The organism is Salinimicrobium oceani, from assembly GCF_012037645.1.
In genome coordinates this window covers 1-373 of the sequence record NZ_JAAVJR010001014.1, presented here as the reverse complement: position 1 = coordinate 373, position 373 = coordinate 1, and the positions used below count along the sequence as shown (strand labels likewise).

Annotated in this window: 1 protein-coding gene; it reads right to left on the bottom strand. The window is 39.1% G+C overall.

What is annotated here, in order from left to right; all coding sequences use genetic code 11:
- Positions 1-223: GTP-binding protein (locus tag HC175_RS20540; protein ID WP_235942715.1), on the bottom strand; the 223-nt coding region annotated here is incomplete at its 3' end.
- Between the last annotated feature and the right edge of the window lie 150 nt (positions 224-373).

Below are 373 nucleotides of genomic sequence, written 5' to 3'. Positions count from 1 at the left end.
CAATGGTTATCCCCTGATCTCTTTCATCTTTTAAACCATCAGTAAACAGGGCTAAATCGATTCCATCATGGCCTTTTTTTGCACTTGTAGCACTTACAGATTCCAGCTGGTCCTCAAAAATGGATTTAGAATCGTATAAAAGACGACCGATGAGGGTGGACTTGCCGTCATCTACGGAGCCTGCGGTAGTGAATCTTAAAAGTTGGTTATTATTTATTTCCATTGTTCATTTTACTATTTATTAAACAGGATTCCACGGTTTGAAGCGGATTACGCGGATTGGTTTTCGTTCGATTTCACGGATTATTACGGATTGCGCGGATTGGTTGTGTTGATAAAACGTTTCCAAATTAAACTTTTCTGTCCGAAATTG